Origin of the sequence: Rhodococcus sp. ACPA4 (assembly GCF_002300185.1) — a bacterium.
Classification (GTDB): domain Bacteria; phylum Actinomycetota; class Actinomycetes; order Mycobacteriales; family Mycobacteriaceae; genus Rhodococcus_F; species Rhodococcus_F globerula.
This window is the reverse complement of the sequence record NZ_NSDY01000001.1, coordinates 1,421,744-1,440,627: the sequence shown is the minus strand read 5'-3', so window position 1 is coordinate 1,440,627 and position 18,884 is coordinate 1,421,744. Positions and strand designations below refer to the sequence as shown.

Below are 18,884 nucleotides of genomic sequence, written 5' to 3'. Positions count from 1 at the left end.
CACATCGTGGGGCGAAACTCGGCGCGTAGTAGGCGTCGGGGCCCCATAGGTGTTACCGTGAAATCCCGTGGGTCGGCAGGCCCCAGCATTGCTTCAACAGACCAAGCCCTGCACAGTCGTCACGGGAGCCCCTTTTGCCACAGTCACGCAACACCACGCGTACCGCCACCAAGCACATCTTCGTCAGCGGAGGTGTTGCTTCTTCGCTCGGTAAAGGTTTGACCGCCTCCAGTTTGGGACAGTTGCTCACCGCGCGGGGCATGCGCGTGACCATGCAGAAACTCGATCCCTATCTCAATGTGGATCCGGGCACCATGAATCCGTTCCAGCACGGTGAAGTGTTTGTCACCGAAGACGGCGCGGAGACCGACCTCGACGTCGGACACTACGAACGCTTCCTCGATCGCGATCTCTCGGGTCAGGCCAATGTCACCACCGGCCAGGTGTATTCGACGGTTATCGCCAAGGAGCGACGCGGCGAGTACCTGGGCGACACCGTTCAGGTCATCCCGCACATCACCGACGAAATCAAGCGACGCATCCTCGAGATGAGCGGCCCGGATCTGCAGGGCGTGCGCCCCGACGTCGTCATCACCGAAATCGGTGGAACTGTCGGCGACATCGAATCGCAGCCGTTCCTCGAAGCCGCCCGTCAGGTCCGCCACGACGTCGGCCGCGACAACGTGTTCTTCCTGCACGTCTCCCTCGTGCCGTTCCTCGGCCCGTCCGGAGAACTCAAGACCAAGCCGACGCAGCACTCGGTTGCGTCGTTGCGCAGCATCGGCATTCAGCCCGACGCGCTCATCCTTCGTTGCGACCGTGACGTCCCGCAGGGCCTCAAGAACAAGATCGCCCTGATGTGCGACGTCGACGTCGACGCCTGCATCTCCACTCCCGACGCGCCGTCGATTTACGACATCCCGAAGGTTCTGCACCGCGAGGGCCTCGACGCGTACGTCGTGCGTCAGTTGGGTCTGCCCTTCCGTGACGTCGATTGGACCGTATGGGGCGATCTGCTCGATCGGGTTCACCAGCCGCGTGAGACCGTCCGAGTTGCGTTGGTCGGCAAGTATGTCGACCTGCCGGACGCGTACCTGTCGGTGACCGAGGCTCTGCGTGCGGGCGGCTTCGCCAATCGTTCCAAGGTCGAGATCTCGTGGGTTGCTTCCGACGAGTGCGAGACCGAAGCAGGTGCTCAGGCCGCACTCGGCGACGTCGACGCCATTCTGATCCCCGGCGGCTTCGGCATCCGCGGTATCGAAGGCAAACTCGGCGCGATCCGGTACTCCCGCGCACGCAAGCTCCCGCTGCTCGGTATCTGCCTCGGTCTGCAGTGTGTTGTCATCGAAGCCGCACGCAGCGTCGGTTTGACGGACGCCAACTCGGCTGAATTCGAACCGGACACCAAGTACCCCGTCATCTCCACGATGGCCGATCAGGAAGACGTGATCGCCGGCGAGGCCGACCTCGGTGGCACGATGCGTCTGGGTGCGTACCCGGCAGTGCTGACCAAGGGTTCGGTTGCGGCGCAGGCTTACGGAACCGAAAATGTGTCCGAGCGTCACCGTCACCGCTTCGAGGTCAACAACACCTACCGTGAGCGGATTGCCAAGTCCGGCTTGAAGTTCAGCGGTACGTCGCCCGACGGCCATCTCGTCGAGTTCGTCGAGTACCCGCGCGAGCAGCACCCGTTCTTCGTTGCAACGCAGGCACACCCGGAACTCAAGAGCCGCCCGACGCGTCCGCACCCGCTGTTCTCGGCGTTCATCGATGCGGCGTTGAAGTACAAGCTCGAAGAGCGTCTGCCCGTTGACGTTCACGCCGAGAAGACCATCGACACCGCAGCAACCGAGACCGAACTCGATGCCGTCACCGAATCTTCGGAAAAGGTCTAGCAATCACATGAGCGACCCCGGTCGGCACGAATTCGACACCCTCGACTCCACCACGATCTACACCGGCGCGATCATCGCGCTGCGTAAGGACTCCGTGGTGATGCCAGGAGGTCAGCGCGCCGACCGGGAGGTCGTCGAACACCACGGCGCTGTTGCGGTGGTGGCGATCGACGCCGACGACAATCTTGTTCTGATTCATCAGTACCGGCATCCGCTCGGTCATCGGTTGTGGGAGATCCCGGCCGGTCTTCTCGACGCACCTGGCGAGAGTCCGTTGGACGCGGCCGCGCGTGAGTTGGGCGAAGAAACCGGACTCGGCGCTGATCGTTGGTCCGTGCTTGTCGACGTTGCGCTCTCGCCGGGGTTCACCGACGAAGCTGTGCGAGTTTTCCTCGCAGAGGGGTTGCACGACGTCGACCGGGAAGATCCCGAACACGAAGAGGCGGACCTGCAGATTGCGCGGGTGCCGTTGGCGAAGGCCGTCGACATGGCCTTGCGCGGCGATCTGGTGAACGCCACCGCGGTGTCCGGCATCATGGCGCTGGCGGCAGCACGCGCTGTCGGCACAGAGTTGCGACCAGCCGACGCTCCGTGGCCGGACCGTCCGACCGCCTTCGGAGAACGCAAGTCCAGGGCCTGAAATGCTTGCCAGACAGGTGGATTCATTTCTGGACCACCTAGCGGTCGAGCGGGGATCCGCTCGCAATACTCTTCTCTCGTACCGCCGGGATCTGTATCGATACGTCGAATTCCTCAATGCCAGGGGCATCGACAATGTCTCGCGAGTTGCTGAAAACGACATCACGGAATTCGTGACGAATTTGCGGCTGGGGGACAAGGACGCCGGAATTGTCGCGTTGGCACCGAGTTCTGCCGCGCGGACCCTGATCGCTGTACGCGGTTTCCACAAGTTCTCGACCGCTGAAGGACTCACAACGGTCGACGTGGCCCGGGCAGTCAAACCGCCGACCCCCGGACGCAAACTCCCCAAAGCGCTTCCGCTCGACCAGATCATCGCGCTATTGGAAGCGTCCGGTGGTGGCGCAGCCGGAGACGGTCCCCGAGATCTGAGGGATCGCGCACTCCTGGAACTGCTTTACTCCACCGGAGCTCGTATCTCGGAAGCCATCGACCTCGATGTCGACGACATCGACACCCACTCTCGATCCGTTGTGCTCCACGGCAAGGGCGGAAAGCAACGCGTGGTGCCCATCGGTCGGCCCGCGATCGAGGCCGTCGACGCTTATCTTGTGCGTGGCCGGCCCGCACTGGCTACCAGGGGCTTGCCTGCCCTGTTCCTCAACGCGCGAGGTGGACGGTTGTCCCGGCAGAGTGCCTGGCAGATCCTTCAGGACTCGGCGGCTGCCGCAGGAATCACGGCTGACGTTTCGCCCCACACGCTGCGACATTCCTTTGCCACACACCTACTGGACGGCGGTGCCGACGTTCGTGTTGTGCAGGAACTTCTGGGCCACGCGTCGGTCACCACAACCCAGATCTACACCTTGGTCACCGTCACAGCGCTACGTGAAGTGTGGGCGCAAGCACACCCCCGGGCGCGCTAGCCGTCTGCGTGTAATGCGTGTTGCGTGAGAAATCGGAGAAATAAGCGGTAGCGTTCAAGGCGCGCGAGCGACTCTTGTGAGTATTCGGCCTGTCGGAATTCGGTATTGCCGGGTATTCCACGGGTTGCCGGCGCCGAGAGCAACCGTCGAAAGAACAGGGGAGCATCGGACCGTGTCGACATCGCAGCGAGCAGCGGCGGAGTCAGCGCCGCCGTATGTCACAACCCAGTACCTCGACCCCTCTACCGAACCTGCCCCTGCCGCCGATTCCGAGGCGATATTCGACCTACCGACCTCGTCGGACACTGCGTCAGTCGAAGAACTCGGACCGACCGGTAGGCCGGTACGAGAAGTCCCGATGCCGACCCCGTTGCCGCACCACGGTCCCGCGATGATCATCGCGATGTGTAACCAGAAGGGTGGCGTCGGCAAGACGACGTCCACGATCAATCTGGGGGCGGCGTTGGCGGAGTACGGCCGCCGCGTGCTGTTGGTCGATCTGGACCCGCAGGGCGCACTGTCCGCAGGGTTGGGTGTGCAGCACCATGATCTGGAACTGACGGTCCACAACCTGCTCGTCGAACCGCGTGTGTCCATCGACGACGTGCTGATGCGCACCCGGATCGACGGACTGGATCTGCTGCCGAGCAATATCGATCTGTCGGCGGCCGAGATTCAGCTGGTTACCGAAGTGGGACGTGAACAGACGCTGGGTCGCGTTTTGCATCCTGTTCTGGATCGATACGACTACGTCCTGATCGACTGCCAGCCGTCGCTCGGTCTGCTGACGGTCAATGCCTTGGCCTGCGCTGATTCGGTGATCATTCCGATGGAATGCGAGTACTTCAGCCTGCGCGGTCTGGCGCTGCTCAACGACACCGTCGAAAAGGTTCACGACCGGCTCAATTCCAAACTCGAGTTGGCCGGTATCGTCGTCACGATGTTCGACTCGCGCACACTCCACGCCCGTGAGGTGATGGCGCGCGTCGTCGAGGTGTTCGGCGACGTTGTCTACGACACCGTGATCAACCGCACCGTGCGTTTCCCCGAAACCAGCGTGGCCGGCGAGCCGATCACCACCTGGGCACCCAAATCTGCCGGAGCCGAGGCGTATCGGGCGCTGGCCCGCGAAGTAATCCACCGGTCTGGTCGTTAGTGAAACTGATTCCACCGCAAGAAGATTCATCCCCAGCAGTTGCAGAGTTCCGCGTAACACTTCGAAACTTCGAAGGGCCGTTCGATCTGCTGCTTTCCCTGATCAATCAACGCCAACTCGACGTCACCGAGATAGCGCTGCACACCGTCACCGACGATTTCATCGCGTACACCCGGCAACTCGGCAGTGCGATGGGGCTCGATCAGACGACGGAGTTTCTTGTTGTCGCCGCGACACTTCTCGATCTGAAAGCCGCCAGGCTCCTGCCGGCAGGCGAAGTCGAGGACGCCGAGGATCTTGCTCTGCTCGAAGCCCGCGACCTTCTTTTTGCCAGGCTCCTTCAGTACCGCGCCTACAAGCAAGTTGCGACGCTGTTCGGTGAACTCGAGGAAGCAGCATTGCGGCGATACCCCCGCTCCGTTGCCGTCGAGGACCAGTTCGCCGATCTCCTTCCCGAAGTGCTGTTCGGAGTGGATTCGCACAAGTTCGCCGAGATCGCCGCAGCCGTTTTCGCACCCCGGCCGGTGCCCACAGTCAGCCTCGATCACCTGCATGTGTCCAATATCTCGATCCCCGAACAAGCGGAGTTCATCCTCGAACTGCTGCGCGCCCGCGGCACAGGGGAGTGGGTACCGTTTCCGGACCTGATCGAGGACTGCGACGACGCCGCCCCGATTGTCGCCCGCTTCCTGGCGCTGCTCGAGCTGTACCGTCGGCGCGCCATTGCCTTTGACCAACCCGAGCCGCTCGGGCCACTGCTCATTACCTGGACCGGCGAGGAATCAACCCCCGTCACCGAGGAGGACTACCGATGAGTCTCGATCCCGCCGCGACGGAATCTGTGCAGGTAGAAGACTCTGGTGAGGGTGATTCGGCTCTCGCTTTCGAGCTGGACGACACTCAACTCGACGCTGTGCTCGAGTCGCTGCTGCTCGTAGTCGATTCACCGGCGGAGGTGGCGCAACTTGCCTCCGTGACCGGTACCGATCCGGCTCGCGTCGAGCAGCGACTGCAACTGATGTCGGCTGCATTTACCGCCCGTGGCAGCGGCATAGACCTGCGATACGCAGGCGACGGATGGCGTTTCTACACGCGGCAAGAATTCGCCCCCTACGTCGAACGGCTGTTGCTGGACGGCGCACGTACCAAACTGACCCGCGCAGCATTGGAAACTTTGGCGATAGTCGCATACCGTGGACCGTTGACTCGTGCGCGGATCAGTGCAGTACGAGGCGTCAACGTGGACGGGGTGGTACGCACACTCCTCGCCCGCGGACTGATCGCGGAAGCCGGGCCAGACCCGGACACCAACGCGACACGGTACTCCACAACCGAACTGTTCCTCGAACGGCTCGGATTGAGCTCGCTGAGCGATCTCCCGGAGTTGGCACCGCTTTTGCCTGATGTCGACCTGATCGACGACATCAGCGAAAGCCTCGAATCCGATCCGCGATTTGCGAGAATGAACAAGGCCGACGTGCCCACCGACGTGGTGGACACCGAAGTCGACGACGACTGACGGGGAAAACCCGCCGTCGTCAGCAGAAAGAAAAGACCCGACCACAGTCGGGAAACAGCTGAAAACTGACAGGAAAAAAGTGAACAATCCCGCTCGCCGAGATGGCACACCGGACCGTAACAACTCCCGCGACACCCGCGGCGCACGCAGCGATGCCCCCCGCGGTGGTCGTAGCGACAGCCCCCGTGGTGGACGCAGTGACGCCCCCCGTGGCGCACGCAGCGAAGCCCCCCGTGGCGCACGCAGCAACACTTCCCGCAGTACTTCCGGATACGACCGCAATGCCGGATCCGACCGCCCCCGCACGGATGACCGTCGCAGTGGATTCAATGATGATCGGCGCCCCCCGCGCAGTGATGATCGTCGTCCCGCACGTAGTGATGATCGTCGTCCCGCACGTAGTGATGATCGTCGTCCCGCACGGACCGACGACCGTCGTGGTGGTTACAACGACGACCGTCGTCCGGCACGCACCGACGACCGTCGTGGTGGCTACAACGATGACCGCCGAGGCCCGCGCAATGACGATCGTCGCGGCCCCCGCAGCGATGACCGTCGTACCCCTCACGTTGATGCCCGTCGCGCACCGCGCGGTGGTGCTGACCGTCGCAGCGACGATCAGCGCGGCGCACGCCCCGAGGCCCCTCGCGGCACTGCCTGGGCAAACGCTCCTCGTGGATCCAAGTTCGACGGACCTCCGCGCAAGCGGCCGGCAGCCCCGACACCGGCGGCAACCAACAAGCGTGGCAAGCCGAAGACGGAGAAGCCGCAGCGCGTCGTCTCCCAGAACCCGTTGGTGTCCAACGCCAAGCCTGCGCGTCATCAGCACGCCGAGGTCACCAAGCACGACGGCCCGCCGAAGGGCGACGGCGTCCGCTTGCAGAAGGTCCTGGCTCAGGCCGGCGTCGCATCACGTCGTGCAGCAGAAGAACTGATCGACCAGGGTCGCGTCGAGGTCGACGGCCGCATCGTGGTGGAGCAGGGTCTGCGTGTTGATCCCGAGAACGCAGTAGTCCGCGTCGACGGCGTTCGTGTTGTCGTGCAGAAGGACCTCGTCTACTTGGCAATGAACAAGCCGCGTGGATGGCAGTGCACCATGTCTGACGACCTCGGTCGCCCGTGTGTCGGTGACATCGTCTCCGAGCGCGTTCAGTCCGGTCAGCGACTGTTCCACGTCGGCCGTCTCGACGCCGACACCGAGGGCTTGCTCCTCTTCACCAACGACGGCGATCTCGCTCACCGCCTGATGCACCCGTCGTTCGAGGTTCCGAAGACGTACCTCGCCACCGTTCACGGCGTTGTCGAGCGCAGCACCGGTAAGCAGTTGCGTGACGGTGTCACCCTCGACGACGGTCCGGCCAAGGTGGACGCATTCACTGTGCTCGAGATCAACGAGGGCAAGACGCTCGTCAAGCTCGTTCTGCACGAAGGTCGCAAGCACATCGTGCGTCGCCTCCTCGATGCCGTCGGTCACCCTGTTGTCCGCCTGGTTCGCACCAACGTCGGAGTTGTCGCTCTCGGCGATCAGCGTCCGGGAACGCAGCGCGTACTCGGTCGTAGCGAGGTCGGTGGACTGTACGAGGCGGTCGGCCTGTGACCGATTCGTCCATGCCGCTAGTGGTCGCGATGGACGGACCGTCCGGAACCGGCAAGTCCAGCGTCTCCCGTGCGTTGGCGCAGCGTTTGGGCGCCCGCTACCTCGACACCGGAGCTATCTACCGGATCGCGACCCTGCACGTGCTGCGTCAGGGAATCGATCTGACTGACGCTGCGGCGATCACCGCTGCGGTTGCGGCGTTGCCCTGGTCCATCGGTACTGATCCGAGCAACGAGCAGGTGCATCTCGACGGCGCGGACGTCAGCGAGGAGATCCGCGGCGACGCGGTGACCAAGGCTGTCTCCGCTGTGTCCGCCGTGCCCGAGGTTCGCGACTTGCTGGTTGCCACTCAGCGTGAGTTGGCGGCGGGCGCAGACCGGATCGTCGTCGAAGGACGCGACATCGGAACCGTCGTACTCCCTGATGCGGACGTCAAGATCTTCTTGACCGCATCGGCGGAAACCCGTGCGGCACGCCGCAATACGCAGAACGTCGGCCAAGGCCGCGAAGACAATTACGAAGCGGTGCTGGCTGATGTGCAGCGCCGTGACCATCTCGATTCGACTCGGGCAGTGTCGCCGTTGCGCCCTGCCGAGGATTCCATCCTGGTGGATACGAGCGAATTGGGCATTGAAGATGTGATCGCCAAGCTGCTGTTGGTGGTCAGCGACAGAACTGGAGCAGTGCAGTGAGCGACGATCTGGTAACCGAATTTGCCGGCGACGGAACCTGGTCCGAGGAATCGGAGTGGGACTACGCCGATCTCGAAGCGGACGGCGAAGGCGAAGCGCACATTGCCGTTCCGACCTTGGCTGTTGTCGGTCGACCGAACGTCGGCAAGTCGACGCTCGTGAACCGCATCATCGGCCGCCGTGAAGCGGTAGTCGAGGACATCCCCGGCGTTACCCGTGACCGTGTCTCGTACGAGGCGAACTGGGCCGGCCGACGCTTCCTGGTTCAGGACACCGGCGGATGGGAGCCCGACGCGAAGGGTCTTCAGCAGGCCGTTGCTCGTCAGGCCGAGTTGGCCATGGGAACGGCTGACGCCATTCTCCTGGTCGTCGACGCTGTTGTCGGCGCCACCGCGACCGACGAAGCGGTCGCTCGCGTGCTGCGTCGTTCCAAGACTCCGGTCATCCTCGTTGCCAACAAGGTGGACGACGGACGCACCGAGTCCGAGGTCGCCGCACTGTGGTCCTTGGGTCTCGGTCAGCCGTACTCCGTGAGTGCGACGCACGGCCGCGGTACCGGCGACCTGCTCGACGAGGTTCTGGAGAAGCTTCCGGAAACCCCGCGTGAAGGCATCCCCGGCGGCGGCCCGCGTCGTGTTGCTCTGGTCGGAAAGCCGAACGTCGGAAAGTCCAGCTTGCTCAACAAGCTGTCCGGCGACGAGCGGTCCGTCGTACACAACGTTGCCGGCACCACCGTCGACCCGGTCGACTCGATCGTCGAACTCGGCGGGCGCCCTTGGCGTTTCGTCGACACGGCTGGTCTGCGCAAGCGCGTCAGCCATGCCAGCGGCGCCGAGTTCTATGCGTCGCTGCGCACGAAGAGCGCGATCGAGGCCGCTGAGGTCGCGATCCTGCTCATCGACGCACACGAGCCGATCACCGAGCAGGACCTCCGTGTTCTGAGCATGGTGGCCGACACGGGTCGCGCATTGGTGATCGCATTCAACAAGTGGGACCTCGTGGACGAGGACCGTCGACTCATGCTGGACAAGGAAGTGGACCGCGATCTAGTCCGCGTTCCATGGGCTCAGCGAGTCAACATCTCCGCCCACACCGGTCGCGCCGTGGCGAAGCTCGTGCCGGCTCTCGACACGGCTCTCGAGTCCTGGGACAAGCGCATCCCCACGGGTCGCCTGAACACCTGGCTCAAGGAAGTTGTGGCAGCAACACCGCCGCCGATGCGCGGTGGCCGACTGCCTCGCATCATGTTCGCGACGCAGGCAAGCACGCGTCCGCCGACCTTCGTTCTCTTCACCACAGGCTTCCTCGAGGCCGGTTACCGCCGGTTCATCGAGCGGCGTCTGCGTGAAGAGTTCAACTTCGACGGCAGCCCGATCCGCGTTTCCGTGCGAGTGCGCGAGAAGCGCGACCGTAAGAGCCGCTAGTTTCTGCGTCCAAACAGTACTAAAAAGGCTCTGACCAGCCGATTGGTACTTCAGCCCGTCTCTGATGTAATCTTTCCAAGCGCCCGAAACAAGGGCGCGGACGGGCTGTGGCGCAGCTTGGTAGCGCACTTGACTGGGGGTCAAGTGGTCGCAGGTTCAAATCCTGTCAGCCCGACCGAAGAGCAAAAATGCGGTTCCGGAGAAATCCGGAGCCGCATTTTTTGTTTGTCTGAGTGGATGTCGATGTCGAACCGGCACTCACGTAGGGATTGGCTCGAACTCCCGCATTTCGTCCCGTCCCGCTTGAACGACACCCGCAGCCGATTCCGGCACCTCGTTCCACGCTCCCGGAAGGTCGCGCAGCGGTTCGGAAACGACGATTCGTGCTTCCTCACCAAGGTGGTGCAATGCTTCCACTTCGGGATGGAGTTTCCGCAGCGTGGAGATCTCGGTGGAGAAGAAGAGCGACCTTGATTGTCTTTCAGTCGAATAGCGGAAGATCCAGGTTGAAGTTCCGTCCGTCGTAGCGACCGTCATCTGTACTGGATTGTCGATTCCGTGGGCGCGGGCTGTCTGCTCGACAAACCCGACCGCTCTGGCAACCCCGTCGAACGGATCATCGGTCAAGCCGAAGGTGAGCGCGAGAAAGAACAGAGTTTCCGAGTCCGTGGAGCCCTCCAAGTCGGGGAAGAGCGATGGATCGATGGCGGTCACCAATTCGCGTTTGATCTCATGAAACCCGTGCAGGGAACCGTTGTGCATCCACATCCAATTCCCGTGCCGAAATGGGTGACAGTTGCTGCGCTGCACCGGAGTACCGGTTGATGCGCGGACGTGAGCGAAGAGCAACGGAGTGCGCAATTGGCTGGTGACCTCGCGGAGGTTCGAGTCGTTCCACGCGGGTTCAATGCTCTTGAACAGGGCAGGCTCGCTGCCCTCTCCGTACCAACCGATTCCGAAGCCGTCGCCATTGGTTGTCGTCGCACCGAGACGGGAATGCAGGCTCTGGTCGATTAGCGAGTGCTTCGGCCGGAACAAGAGGTCATGCGCAAGGATCGGTTCACCTGAATATGCCAGCCACCTGCACATCTTTCCATTGAATCAGATTGCGGCAGTGATGACGATCCTCTACGACTGGTGAGGGATAGGGTTGAAGGGCGCTGGTCGTGCCGTCGGGACCAGTGGCCAGGAGTTAGGTGCCGACGGAGTGAGTAGGCCGTCCGATGGGTGAAGGTGATTCGCTCGGCACTCAGCGTTACCCGCCGCCGTCGGCCGTGGAACTGGGAAGTGCCGGCTTCGACGATGTCCAGGAGATCGGCCGCGGCGGATTCGGCGTCGTCTACCGCTGCATGCAGGCAGATTTGGATCGCCCGGTTGCGGTGAAGGTGCTCACGGTTGATCTCGACGAGGAGAACAGGTCTCGCTTCTTCCGGGAACAGCAAGCGATGGGCCGGTTGACCGGACACCCGAACATCGTCAACATTTTGCAGGTCGGCGCCACCGACAGTGGCTGTCCGTTCATCGTGATGCCGTATCACCCGCGGGATTCCCTCGATGCTCGGATTCGACGCGACGGTCCGCTGCCGTTGGATCAGGCGTTCCGCCTGGGGGTGAAGATGGCGGGCGCGGTGGAGTCGGCGCACAGGCTCGGCATCCTGCACCGCGACATCAAACCCGCCAACATCCTGCTCACCGAGTACGGCGAACCGGAGTTGGCCGACTTCGGTATCGCGCATATCACCGGTGGTTTCGAGACTGCCACCGGGGTCGTCACCGGGTCGCCGGCATATACGGCGCCGGAGGTGCTGGGGGGAGATCCGTCGAGTCCAGCGGCCGATATTTACGGTCTTGGCGCTGTCCTGTTCAGCGCTCTCACCGGTCACGCCCCGTTCGAGCGTCGTAGCGGTGAGCAAGTTGTCGCGCAGTTTCTGCGGATCACCAAGCAAGCGGTACCCGACTTGCGTGACCATGGGATCCCCGACGACGTGGCCGAAGTAATCTCTCGCGCGATGTCGCGGACGCCCGGCGCGCGCCCAGTCACTGCCGCGGAGTTCGGCGAGCAACTGCGGCAAATGCAACGGCACTACGATTTCCCGGTCGACGAGATGTCCCTACGTGCCGAACCCGGCGAACCCGGCGAACCGGGCGGCGGCTGGCGACCTGGCCCTGAAGGTCGACTGCGACGTTCAGGTGCCTTTACTCCGAGCACGACGGGGGAGCTTCCGCTGGAACTGACCAGCTTTGTGGGCCGCCGACGCGAGCTGACCGAAGCGAAGAACCTGCTCGCCGCTGGCCCGTTGGTGACGTTGACCGGGATCGGCGGGGTCGGAAAGACGCGGCTGGCGATGCGGCTCGCGGCGGGGATGCACAGCGAATTTGACGATGGCGTCCGGCTCGTCGAGTTGGGCGAGCTGCGTGACGAGTCGTTGCTGATCGAAACAGTGGCTGGTGTGCTGGGACTGCGGGGCCAGTCGGCGAGACCGGTACCGGAGATGCTGATCGAGTTTCTCGAACCGCGGGAATTGCTGCTGGTTCTGGATAACTGTGAACAGCTGGTCGATGCCGTCGCTGAATTGGCCGCGACCCTGGTGCGCGTCTGTCCGTCGCTACGGATTCTGGCTACCAGCCGCGAACCCCTCGACATCGGTGGGGAGGCGGTGCTGCGGGTTCCGCCGCTTGGCGTCCCTGAGCCCGAGCGGAAGCCGTCGCTCCGGGGATTGTCTAAATACGATGCAGTGTCGTTGTTCGGCGAGCGCGCCGCGTCGGCAGTTCCGGGATTTGTGCTCACCGAGGAGAACGCGGAGACGGTGGCCGGGATCTGCCGCAGGCTCGACGGGCTGCCGTTGCCGATCGAGCTGGCGGCGGCGCGATTGCGGGCGATGTCGCTCGAGCAGATTCTCGAGCGATTGACTGATCGATACGCGCTGCTGACTCGAGGTATCCGGGGCGCCCCGTCGCGGCAGCAGACGTTGCGGCTCTGTATCGACTGGAGCTTCGAGTTATGTACTGCCAGTGAGCAACTGGTGTGGGGTCGGTTGGCGGTATTCGCGGGTAGTTTCGAACTCGATGCTGCGGAGCAGGTGTGCAGCGCGGACCAGTATCCGGGCGCGCTTCTCGACACGTTGACGTCATTGGTCGATAAGTCGATTCTGATTCGCGAGGAACATGGGTCGGTGGTGCGGTTCCGGATGCTCGAGACGTTGCGCGAGTACGGCTACGAGAAGCTCGAGCAGTCCGGCGATCTAACGGAACTGCGCCGCCGGCACCGGGACTGGTACGAACGGTTGGCGCTCGACGCGGAGGCCGAGTGGGTCAGCGACCGCCAACTCGACTGGATCGCGCGTCTGAAGCGCGAGCAACCGAACCTGCGGGAAGCCCTCGAATTCAGCGTCGTCGACGATCCCGTCGCCGGCCTGCGAACCGCTGTCGCGTTGTCCTTCTTCTGGAGCTCCCAAGGCCTGTACAACGAGTGCCGGCACTGGATCGACCACTTGCTTGCCCGTCAGAGCGGCCAATTCACCCTCGACTGGGCCAAGGGTCTTTACTTCGCCACGCTGATGGCGAGTATTCAAGGTGACCTCAGGGCCGGGGCGGGCCGCGTCGAGGAGGCACGGAGTCTCACCGCTCACACGCGTGACCCGATGATGCGCCCACTCGTTGACTTCGCCGACGGAATGCATGCTCTTTACAGTGGTGACCCCAGGCGCGCTTCCTCGCTTCTCGAAGCCGCCGCCGCCGGATTCAGCCGTCACGGCGATCGGACGCTCGAGGTAGGTGCGTTGTATTCGTTGGGGTTGGCCTATGGATTGAGCGGCCAGATGGACAGGGCAATCGAATGTCTCGAGCGTGTCCTCTCGATCACGGACCACTATGGCGAGAAGATGTATCGGTCGCTCTCGTTGTGGGCCCTCGGCATCGCCGTGTGGCGAAAAGGCGATACCGATCGTGCGATGCGGCTACTCGAGCAATCGCTGAAGTTGGCCCGCCTGGTACACCACCCACGCGTCGCAGCAGCTTGCCTCGAGACGATGGCCTGGATCGAGTGCGGGCGGCGCGACGCCACCAGAGCCGCAGTGTTGATGGGAGCGGCGGATGGGTTGGCGCACGCAATGGGCAGCACCGCGATTATTCATTCCAACTTACTTGTCTATCACCAGGAATGCGATCAGAAGGCGCGTCAGAAGCTCGGAGACAAAGCATTCGCGGCGGCTTTCCGAAAGGGGCAAGGCTTCGGACTCGAAGCTGCAATTTCCTACGCCCTCCACGAACGGCTCTCCGACGCAGCCGGATCCGGCATGGACGCCTCGACGCGACTGACCAAGCGGGAACGCCAAGTCGCCGATCTCATCGCCCAAGGTCTGACCAACCAGGCCATCGCCGATCGGCTGGTGATCTCACCGCGCACCGCCCAGGGGCATGTGGAGCACATACTGACAAAACTGGGGTTCACCTCGCGGGCGCAGGTTGCAGCCTGGATTGTGGAGAGGGACCGTGATCGGACATCTTGACACGATCTCGCGAGATCCGTTGCCGATCAATAGATTTAGTGTTCTCCTGCTGTAGGGGCATGCTGTTGCTCCGAGGGTGAACTGCTCCGGGAACGGCACGGATATGCTGAGTGCGTGGAAGCAACTGAGTACCGCGCCGCACTGAGAGCCGTCCTCGACACCGCGTCGCCGGTCGTGGCCGCTCGGCTCGAAACGATACGCAACACAGCGTCTGCCCGAATTGATGGCGTGATCATCGAGGTATTCGTCGACCAGGACGCGCACGGCACGTTCGATGTCTGGGCGCGATTCGACGGCCCTGATGCGTTCACGTTGGATAGGCAGCTCGGTGATGAGCGGGAACTGTTCGGGGTCATCTGGGGTGAGGACGGCTGGGAGCCTGCGGTTCCGGTCCGGCCGCGGATTTGGTCACGAGAGGAACTCGAGGACGTCATCGTCGAGGTCGTTGCCGAGTGGGTCGACCCACTCATCTTGGTCGGGCCATCCAACCTGTACTGGGAGGTCGCCACGCCGGACAGTGCTGTCGACCCGCGCCCCGTCGGAGCGAACCGTGAGTGAGCCTTCGATCGGTGTGGCCGGATGACGCATCGGCTCAGGTTCAGATCGGTGTTCGGCGGCCCGTCGATACCGCTGACCTACTTCGAAGAGTTGAGTCGGATCAAGTGGCAGCTGCGGAACGTGGAGTTCCAGTACGACTTCGACCTGTTTGTCATCGTCGGTGGCGACATCACGACGGTGACTGATCCGACCGGTGTCCGGTCCCCGCGTGTTTTTCTGGCGCGGCGCACGATCACTGCGCAGATCCAGATGAACAGTGCCGACGTCCTGGGAGATTCCGACCCACGCGGATTCTTGCGACAGACCATCCACGCTGCGGTGACGGAGCTGATCGCGCGCATCGCCGCCCGCGACGCCGACTTCGACGTGGATGTGGAACGGCAGAAGGTCGCGTTCTTGGTGGGGGAAGCGCTCGGCTGACATCCACATTGCTGGAATGCGGCAAAGCGCGTGGTTCGGAGCAACGGCGATAGCGACACAGTTTCGATCTGGTTCGTATTCGATCGAGTGAGACTTATTCCTGCAGAGCAGATCCATCAGTCGTGCAACGCAGCCGAGGGGCCGGGGTGATCTGTGAGTGCACCGATATCACGTGTGTTGGCGGCTTCAGGAGGCTGACGTCTCCGAAGTCCGCGTCCGCGAAGATCTTCTTTCCGTCGGCTTCGAGGCGCCTGAGAACGGAATCGAATGCGTCGATAAGCCATTCATCGGTGGCGTCGGCGAGTAGTTCGTCTGGGAGGCCGCCGATTTGAGATTGGAAGATACGAACCAACCACGAGCCGGCGGGATAGGTTTCGTCCGACAGACCCTCGGCAGTGTTGGTGGCCAGTACGTAGCGGCTGTACTCGAGATCGACACGGATGGCGTAATCGCCGGCGAGGTTGACAACATTGGCCGGACGCTGGGTTGCAGCGGCCAGCGCGATCAATGCGTCGTTATATGTTTCCGAGTGCTTCGACGTAAGGGGAATGATTGACCTACCTGTTCGAGGTGGCCGTTGCAGGGCAGCACGGCATGGGAATTAAACGTCCGTTGCCGATGCTTGACGAAGAACTGAAACAGATCCTATCCCAGCGGGCCAGACATGATGCTGCCGGCTGCAAGGCAACCGTCTCGCGCCAACTTTCTCAGGAGACAGCGAGCCGGTCAGTCGAGAGTAGATCGATGCCGGACGATGACGTCGCGAGCGAGGTCTGCGACCTTGACATTCATGTTCTGCGAAGTCTTCTGCAGAATCTCGAATGCTGCGTCGCTCGATACCCCGTGTAATCCCATCAGCAAACCGACGGCCTGGCCGATCTCACGGCTACCGGTCAGACCTCGCCGCAGCGATTCGGCATCCTCTCCTCGCGACAACGCAGTGACTGCCACAGACGCGAAGGAGACGAGAACAATAGCCACGTCGGCTATGTCCTCCGTGAACGCTCCCGGTGTATCGGAGAAGAGGTTGAGAGCACCGATTTTGCGTCGGTCGACGAGTAGGCGGAACCCCATGCTTCCACGGATCGGAGTCTTCGAGAGAGCTTGCCGCGCAAATTCAGGCCACTGGTTCGGAGTGCGCAGATCCGACTCGAGCTGTGGTGTTTCGGTTTCGAGAGCGTCAAGGCACGGACCTTCTCCGGTGGCGCGCTCCAAATCATCTGCAAAAGCGGCCATCTCATCACTCGCAGCGACGGTGACGGTGGTGTTTCCACGGCGCAGCATCAAACTGGCATGATCACAACCGGGAATCAATTCGACCGCGGCGGAACAGATCGCGTTGTACACGTCGGCATCGTCTGTCGCGGAGTAAAGAATCTGGGCCAACGCCGCAAAAACAGCTGCGGGTTCTGTCAGGGCATTGTCTGGCCAAGACATCGTGTGTGCACCTCGGGGTCTGCTGTTAAGTCCTACCTGCATCGAACGGTACTAGATCCTACTTTCCCGTCGTCAGAAGCTTTTTGCGGCTCGACGCTTCCCGGATCTCGACGGTTGAAATGCTGTGAATCATCTTCCGTCGGTGTCGTCCTGCTTCGTGAAACCTTGGTCTCCGGAACCCTGCTCTGCGCGGGAACCGAGGCGTACTTGTCGTTTGTATCGTGCAGCGGTCGCGAGGAGGTAGCGCTCAGCGGCGGTGTAGTCGATGGTGGTGCCGTCACGCTCGTTGCCTGGTGTTATCAGTTCAAGATATCGGCGCCGGATGCTTGCTGCGTCAGGTTGCGTGCGGAGGAATTCCACCGCTGCGATGATCTCCGGGGCGGGCGGTATTTTACTGCGGTCCGTCGTTCCTGCAGGGGGAGTGGAGCCCTGCCTTTCCTCACCGGTGTGCGCGTTCATCGTGAAGTCGCTTTCGTGTTGACGAGGGTGAGATCACCGTCGTAGTAGGCGAGAACACGGCGATCCATGAGCCACCTCCACAACGGGGGTATCCAAGCACAGACGATCATTACCGCGTATCCCGCCGGCAGTTGCGGTGCCGCCGGGCTACTTCGCAATGATTGGTATCTCAGGCGTGGGTTGGCGTGATGATCGCTGTGACGTTGAAGTTGATAAAGGAACACATTGCTGACGATGTGATCACTGTTCCAACTGTCCTCCGGTCGGACTTTCGTAAAACTGCCGTCGGATCTGCGCTTGCGTAGCAGTCCGTAGTGTTCGATGTAATTTGCCGCCTCCAAAAATGAGATCCCGGCGATTGCTTGGAGTGCTAGCCAAGGGGCGATCTGCCAGCCGAACACTGCGATCAGTCCACCGAATAAGACGATGCTCATCACCCATGTCTGAACGATGCTGTTCTGCGCACCCCAGCTGAGTTTTCCGCGTCGGCGCGCACGCGCTGTTTCGATCGCCCAACTCGATTTCAATCCGCCGATTACACTGCGTGACAAAAACATCCAGAATGATTCGCCGAACCGAGCGCTGGCTGGATCGTCAGGTGTTGCCACTCGGACATGGTGCCCGTGATTGTGTTCGACGAAGAAATGCCCGTAGAACGATTGTGCGAGAACAATTTTTGCCAACCATCGCTCGACGGCTTCGCTTTTGTGTCCGAGCTCGTGTGCGGCATTGATTCCTACGCCGGCTACGACTCCGACTGTCATGGAGAGGGCGATCTTCTCACCCATCGCCATGGGGGCGTTCACCCAGCACCAGCACGCAAACATCAACCCGGCATACTGTAGTGGCACGAAAAGGTAGGTGCACCAACGATAATAGCGATCCTTTTGCAGCGGCAGAATTGCATGATCCGGCGGGCTCTGGCCGTCTCTACCTGAAATCAAGTCGATGATCGGAATGATCAGTACCAGAATCCATGCCCCGGTCGCCCAGAACAATCCCAAGCTCAGACGATCGACGAGCAACCAGGACAGGAATGGGCTCAGTGGGATCAACAAGGCCACGGGCCACCAATACCGTTTTCGATCCCGCCACCTGGGTAGATCAACTGTCTCGGTAGCGATATCTTTGTCGGTCGTCATGGTGTCTCCAACATGTGCTGCACAGTCGTGGGTGTTCCGGTCGTCTGCTGAGCATGCAACCTATGTATCCCTTTCCGTCGCAATAAGTTACAAGGACATTCGTGCGACTGATGGGTGGTTCCCGAGCATTCTCGGCGCTGTGTCTATCGACAGAGTCTCGTGTTGCGGCGTCTTGTGTCACGCCATTTGGGACGTGTCCGTACACGAATGTTCACAGAGGTAAATGGTGCCGCGAGGAAATGTGCGGTCACGCGCCGAGCATGCAGGAAATCAAGCAGAAACTTCAGGATCTGGACGACACTTCTCTGGACTGGACAGCAAAATAACTAGTGCTGTTCAGTTTGCTTGTAGCACTGCGCTTATCGCACCGCCCATCTTCGGACCACGTTACAGTGTCAGGCAGGTCGGTTTGGAGTTGGTGTCCGTGTTTCGAAACCCGATCAACGCAGGCTCTCTCGACACTGTCGGATAAGCCTTGGTCCGGTTTCCCTCGTGATTGGTCATTGGGCCTC

17 protein-coding genes and 1 tRNA gene are annotated in these 18,884 nt (G+C 62.0%); 13 read left to right on the top strand and 5 right to left on the bottom strand.

Features of this window, described 5'->3' with window-relative positions:
• Nucleotides 1-134 precede the first annotated feature (134 nt).
• The 10 genes from CJ178_RS06560 (at nucleotide 135) to CJ178_RS06515 (ending at nucleotide 10,023) form a co-directional block, all read left to right on the top strand.
• Nucleotides 135-1,895: a CTP synthase gene (locus CJ178_RS06560; protein WP_095886394.1), complete on the top strand. Its 1,761-nt coding sequence runs from the start codon at nucleotides 135-137 to the stop codon at nucleotides 1,893-1,895.
• Between the two features lie 7 nt (nucleotides 1,896-1,902).
• Nucleotides 1,903-2,535: an NUDIX domain-containing protein gene (locus CJ178_RS06555; protein ID WP_045067870.1), complete on the top strand. Its 633-nt coding sequence runs from the start codon at nucleotides 1,903-1,905 to the stop codon at nucleotides 2,533-2,535.
• Nucleotide 2,536: 1 nt separating this feature from the next.
• Nucleotides 2,537-3,460: a site-specific tyrosine recombinase XerD gene (gene xerD, locus CJ178_RS06550; RefSeq protein WP_092807649.1), complete on the top strand. Its 924-nt coding sequence runs from the start codon at nucleotides 2,537-2,539 to the stop codon at nucleotides 3,458-3,460.
• Nucleotides 3,461-3,737: 277 nt separating this feature from the next.
• On the top strand, nucleotides 3,738-4,616 hold the full coding sequence (locus CJ178_RS06545) for a ParA family protein (RefSeq protein WP_373557473.1): 879 nt from the start codon (nucleotides 3,738-3,740) through the stop codon (nucleotides 4,614-4,616).
• Nucleotides 4,616-5,431: a segregation and condensation protein A gene (locus CJ178_RS06540; RefSeq protein ID WP_095886392.1), complete on the top strand. Its 816-nt coding sequence runs from the start codon at nucleotides 4,616-4,618 to the stop codon at nucleotides 5,429-5,431. The genes CJ178_RS06545 and CJ178_RS06540 overlap by 1 nt, the downstream gene beginning before the upstream one ends.
• A complete protein-coding gene (gene scpB / locus CJ178_RS06535) occupies nucleotides 5,428-6,135 on the top strand; it encodes an SMC-Scp complex subunit ScpB (RefSeq protein WP_095886391.1) in 708 nt (235 codons plus the stop codon). Before CJ178_RS06540 ends, scpB begins: the two co-directional genes overlap by 4 nt.
• Before the next feature lie 79 nt (nucleotides 6,136-6,214).
• The gene (locus CJ178_RS06530) at nucleotides 6,215-7,732 is read left to right on the top strand and encodes a pseudouridine synthase (protein WP_095886390.1); all 1,518 of its coding nucleotides are present in this window, start codon (nucleotides 6,215-6,217) and stop codon (nucleotides 7,730-7,732) included.
• Nucleotides 7,733-7,743: 11 nt separating this feature from the next.
• Nucleotides 7,744-8,424 carry a (d)CMP kinase gene (gene cmk, locus CJ178_RS06525; RefSeq protein ID WP_179300812.1) on the top strand — a complete coding sequence of 227 codons (681 nt, stop codon included), beginning with the start codon at nucleotides 7,744-7,746 and terminating at the stop codon, nucleotides 8,422-8,424.
• Nucleotides 8,421-9,848, top strand: coding sequence for a ribosome biogenesis GTPase Der (gene der / locus CJ178_RS06520; protein ID WP_033231894.1), 1,428 nt, complete (start codon nucleotides 8,421-8,423; stop codon nucleotides 9,846-9,848). The genes cmk and der overlap by 4 nt, the downstream gene beginning before the upstream one ends.
• A 101-nt stretch (nucleotides 9,849-9,949) precedes the next feature.
• Nucleotides 9,950-10,023 (top strand) — tRNA-Pro (locus tag CJ178_RS06515).
• Nucleotides 10,024-10,106: 83 nt separating this feature from the next.
• Here CJ178_RS06515 and CJ178_RS06510 read toward each other — a convergent pair.
• Complete coding sequence (locus CJ178_RS06510) at nucleotides 10,107-10,937, bottom strand: class II glutamine amidotransferase (RefSeq protein WP_172935593.1); 831 nt, start codon at nucleotides 10,935-10,937, stop codon at nucleotides 10,107-10,109.
• 134 nt (nucleotides 10,938-11,071) lie between these two features.
• Between CJ178_RS06510 and CJ178_RS06505 the strand changes: the two genes are divergently transcribed.
• The 3 genes from CJ178_RS06505 (at nucleotide 11,072) to CJ178_RS06495 (ending at nucleotide 15,334) form a co-directional block, all read left to right on the top strand.
• Nucleotides 11,072-14,356: a protein kinase domain-containing protein gene (locus tag CJ178_RS06505; RefSeq protein ID WP_095886388.1), complete on the top strand. Its 3,285-nt coding sequence runs from the start codon at nucleotides 11,072-11,074 to the stop codon at nucleotides 14,354-14,356.
• Nucleotides 14,357-14,470: 114 nt separating this feature from the next.
• Complete coding sequence (locus CJ178_RS06500) at nucleotides 14,471-14,914, top strand: DUF6389 family protein (protein WP_095886387.1); 444 nt, start codon at nucleotides 14,471-14,473, stop codon at nucleotides 14,912-14,914.
• A 21-nt stretch (nucleotides 14,915-14,935) separates the two neighbouring features.
• Nucleotides 14,936-15,334: a hypothetical protein gene (locus CJ178_RS06495; protein ID WP_033231896.1), complete on the top strand. Its 399-nt coding sequence runs from the start codon at nucleotides 14,936-14,938 to the stop codon at nucleotides 15,332-15,334.
• Nucleotides 15,335-15,428: 94 nt separating this feature from the next.
• Here the strand turns inward: CJ178_RS06495 and CJ178_RS06490 are convergent, their stop codons facing one another.
• The 4 genes from CJ178_RS06490 to CJ178_RS06475 form a co-directional block, all read right to left on the bottom strand.
• Nucleotides 15,429-15,884 carry a hypothetical protein gene (locus CJ178_RS06490; RefSeq protein WP_373557472.1) on the bottom strand — a complete coding sequence of 152 codons (456 nt, stop codon included), beginning with the start codon at nucleotides 15,882-15,884 and terminating at the stop codon, nucleotides 15,429-15,431.
• Nucleotides 15,885-16,060: 176 nt separating this feature from the next.
• Nucleotides 16,061-16,771, bottom strand: coding sequence for a GAF and ANTAR domain-containing protein (locus tag CJ178_RS06485; protein WP_095886386.1), 711 nt, complete (start codon nucleotides 16,769-16,771; stop codon nucleotides 16,061-16,063).
• 129 nt (nucleotides 16,772-16,900) lie between these two features.
• Nucleotides 16,901-17,230: a hypothetical protein gene (locus tag CJ178_RS06480; protein WP_095886385.1), complete on the bottom strand. Its 330-nt coding sequence runs from the start codon at nucleotides 17,228-17,230 to the stop codon at nucleotides 16,901-16,903.
• Nucleotides 17,227-18,372 carry an alkane 1-monooxygenase gene (locus CJ178_RS06475; protein WP_095886384.1) on the bottom strand — a complete coding sequence of 382 codons (1,146 nt, stop codon included), beginning with the start codon at nucleotides 18,370-18,372 and terminating at the stop codon, nucleotides 17,227-17,229. The genes CJ178_RS06480 and CJ178_RS06475 overlap by 4 nt, the downstream gene beginning before the upstream one ends.
• Nucleotides 18,373-18,884 lie beyond the last annotated feature (512 nt).